Below are 3125 nucleotides of genomic sequence, written 5' to 3'. Positions count from 1 at the left end.
TAAACCGCGAGCTCGAAGTCACCCTCAATCTTGCCTTCAAGGAGGCTCGTTCGAAGCGTCATGAATTCATGACCGTCGAACACCTCCTGCTGGCCCTATTGGACAATGAGGCTGCCGCCACCGTTTTGCGTGCCTGCGGCGCGAACCTCGACAAACTCAAGCACGACCTGCAGGAGTTCATCGACTCCACCACGCCATTGATCCCCGTCCATGACGAAGATCGCGAAACCCAGCCAACTCTGGGCTTCCAGCGTGTCCTGCAGCGTGCTGTTTTCCACGTACAGAGCTCGGGCAAACGCGAAGTGACTGGCGCCAACGTGCTGGTTGCAATCTTCAGTGAGCAAGAGAGTCAGGCAGTGTTCCTGCTGAAACAGCAGAGCGTTGCGCGCATCGATGTCGTCAATTACATCGCGCACGGCATTTCTAAAGTGCCGGGGCATGGCGATCACTCTGAAGGTGAACAAGATATGCAGGACGACGAGGGCGGTGAGTCTTCTTCTTCAGGCAATCCTCTGGATGCTTATGCCAGCAACCTCAACGAACTTGCGCGCCAGGGTCGTATCGATCCGCTGGTTGGGCGTGAATCGGAAGTCGAACGCGTCGCGCAGATTCTCGCGCGTCGTCGCAAGAACAATCCGCTGCTGGTTGGCGAGGCTGGCGTGGGTAAAACCGCAATTGCCGAAGGTCTCGCCAAGCGTATTGTTGACAACCAGGTGCCTGACCTTTTGGCTGGCAGCGTCGTTTATTCCCTTGATCTCGGTGCTCTGCTCGCGGGCACCAAGTATCGCGGTGATTTCGAGAAGCGCTTCAAGGCGCTGCTCAATGAACTGAAAAAGCGTCCGCAAGCCATTCTGTTTATCGATGAAATTCACACCATTATTGGTGCGGGTGCTGCGTCCGGTGGCGTCATGGACGCTTCGAACCTGCTCAAGCCTTTGCTGTCGTCTGGCGACATTCGTTGCATTGGTTCGACTACGTTCCAGGAATTTCGCGGCATCTTCGAGAAGGATCGTGCGCTTGCACGACGCTTTCAGAAGGTCGATGTCGTCGAGCCGTCGGTGGAAGACACCATCGGTATCCTGCGCGGCCTGAAAGGGCGCTTCGAAGCGCACCACAACATCGAGTACAGCGATGAGGCGTTGCGCGCCGCTGCTGAGCTGGCTTCGCGCTACATCAATGACCGGCACATGCCGGACAAAGCCATTGACGTCATTGACGAGGCCGGCGCTTACCAGCGTCTGCAACCGGTCGAGAAGCGCGCCAAGCGCATCGAAGTGCCGCACGTCGAAGACATCGTGGCGAAGATCGCACGGATTCCGCCGAAGCACGTCACCAGTTCCGACAAGGAGCTGCTGCGTAACCTCGAGCGCGATTTGAAACTGACGGTGTTTGGTCAGGACGCGGCGATCGATTCGCTGTCGACTGCAATCAAGCTGTCCCGTGCTGGTCTCAAGTCGCCTGACAAGCCAGTCGGTTCGTTCCTGTTCGCAGGTCCAACCGGTGTCGGTAAAACCGAAGCCGCGCGGCAATTGGCCAAGGCGCTGGGTATCGAACTGGTTCGCTTCGACATGTCCGAGTACATGGAGCGTCACACCGTATCGCGTCTGATCGGTGCACCTCCGGGCTATGTCGGTTTCGACCAGGGCGGTCTGTTGACCGAGGCGATCACCAAGCAGCCGCATTGCGTATTGCTGCTCGATGAAATCGAGAAGGCGCATCCGGAAGTCTTCAACCTGCTGTTGCAGGTGATGGATCATGGCACGCTGACCGACAACAACGGGCGCAAGGCGGACTTCCGCAATGTGATCGTGATCATGACCACTAACGCCGGTGCCGAAACGGCCGCGCGTGCTTCGATCGGTTTCACTCATCAGGATCACTCGTCTGATGCGATGGAAGTGATCAAGAAGAGCTTCACGCCGGAATTTCGTAATCGTCTGGACACCATTATCCAGTTTGGTCGCCTCAGTCATGAGGTCATCAAGAGTGTGGTGGACAAGTTCCTTACCGAGCTTCAGGCGCAGCTGGAAGACAAGCGGGTGCTCTTGGAAGTTACCGACGCGGCGCGCAGTTGGCTGGCGGCCGGTGGTTATGACGCGGCAATGGGCGCACGCCCGATGGCGCGTTTGATCCAGGACAAGATCAAGCGTCCGCTGGCGGAGGAGATTCTGTTTGGCGAGCTGGCTGACCATGGTGGTGTGGTTCACATCGACATCAAGGATGGTGAGATGACGTTTGACTTCGAAACTACGGCGGAGATGGCCTGACGGTTGTTGGTTTTTTGCTGTAAAGCTTGAAAGGCGCCTTCGGGCGCCTTTTTTGTTTTGTGTGGGTGTTGGGGGGTGGGTGTATATCCGTTTTTTGGGTGATGGCTGGTTAGGGTTCCGCCCTTACGGGGGGTCACCTTTCCCAAACGCCGAAAAGGTAACCCAAAAGGCTTTACCCTGACGTTCGGCCCTCGCTGTGGCTCGGGTTCCTTCGCTCCGGGATTGATCCGGGGGCATCGCCTCCGGTTGGCTGCGCTGCACCTCCTCTCGATGCATTTGGCTTCGCCAAACGGTCGCTGCGCTCCCACCCCCCGGATCAATCCCGGAACGAAGCCTGCCGACGGGCTCTTGAGATCAAGGGCTGCACTCGAGCTAACGCTCATTGTGTTGAGTGGTGGAGGGCGATGCGGTCGGCTTTGGTTTTGTGTGGGGTTTGCCTCTCATCGGAACGCCGCCCGCCCAGCCCTCTCCCGAGGGAGAGGGAGCCGACTTTCTTGCTTATCGAAATTTGAGTTCGACTCGGTATCCCACGTCGGCGCACCTCGCCCAATCACCTCGATCAGTTCCCTCTCCCTCCGGGAGAGGGCTAGGGTGAGGGGTTTTTGATCTGGCTTTTGATGTTGCTCTTGCTCTTAGCCCCCTTCGGCAGGCCGAGCGAAGGTGTCCATCCGGGGGTTAGGCGCGCAGCGCCGTGCGGCGAAGCCGCATCCATCGAGAGGAGGTGCAGCGCAGCAAACCGCAGGCGACTGCCCCCGGGTGGACGCCGTAGCGAGGGAACACTGAGCCTCAGCGAAGTGCCGTACGCCGGGGGCAAAGCCTTTTGGTTCCTTTTTGGCGTTTGAAAAAGGGACTCGCTGT

The 3125-nt window shown here is 58.2% G+C and carries 1 protein-coding gene; it reads left to right on the top strand.

Features of this window, described 5'->3' with window-relative positions; genetic code table 11:
- On the top strand, window positions 1–2267 hold a 2267-nt coding region (gene clpA, locus ACIQVE_RS27085), incomplete at its 5' end, for an ATP-dependent Clp protease ATP-binding subunit ClpA (RefSeq protein WP_402814483.1).
- Window positions 2268–3125: the final 858 nt, after the last annotated feature.

The sequence above is a fragment of the Pseudomonas sp. NPDC098747 genome, from assembly GCF_044760045.1.
Classification (GTDB): Bacteria; Pseudomonadota; Gammaproteobacteria; order Pseudomonadales; family Pseudomonadaceae; genus Aquipseudomonas.
This window is presented reverse-complemented; position numbering and strand designations above follow the sequence as displayed.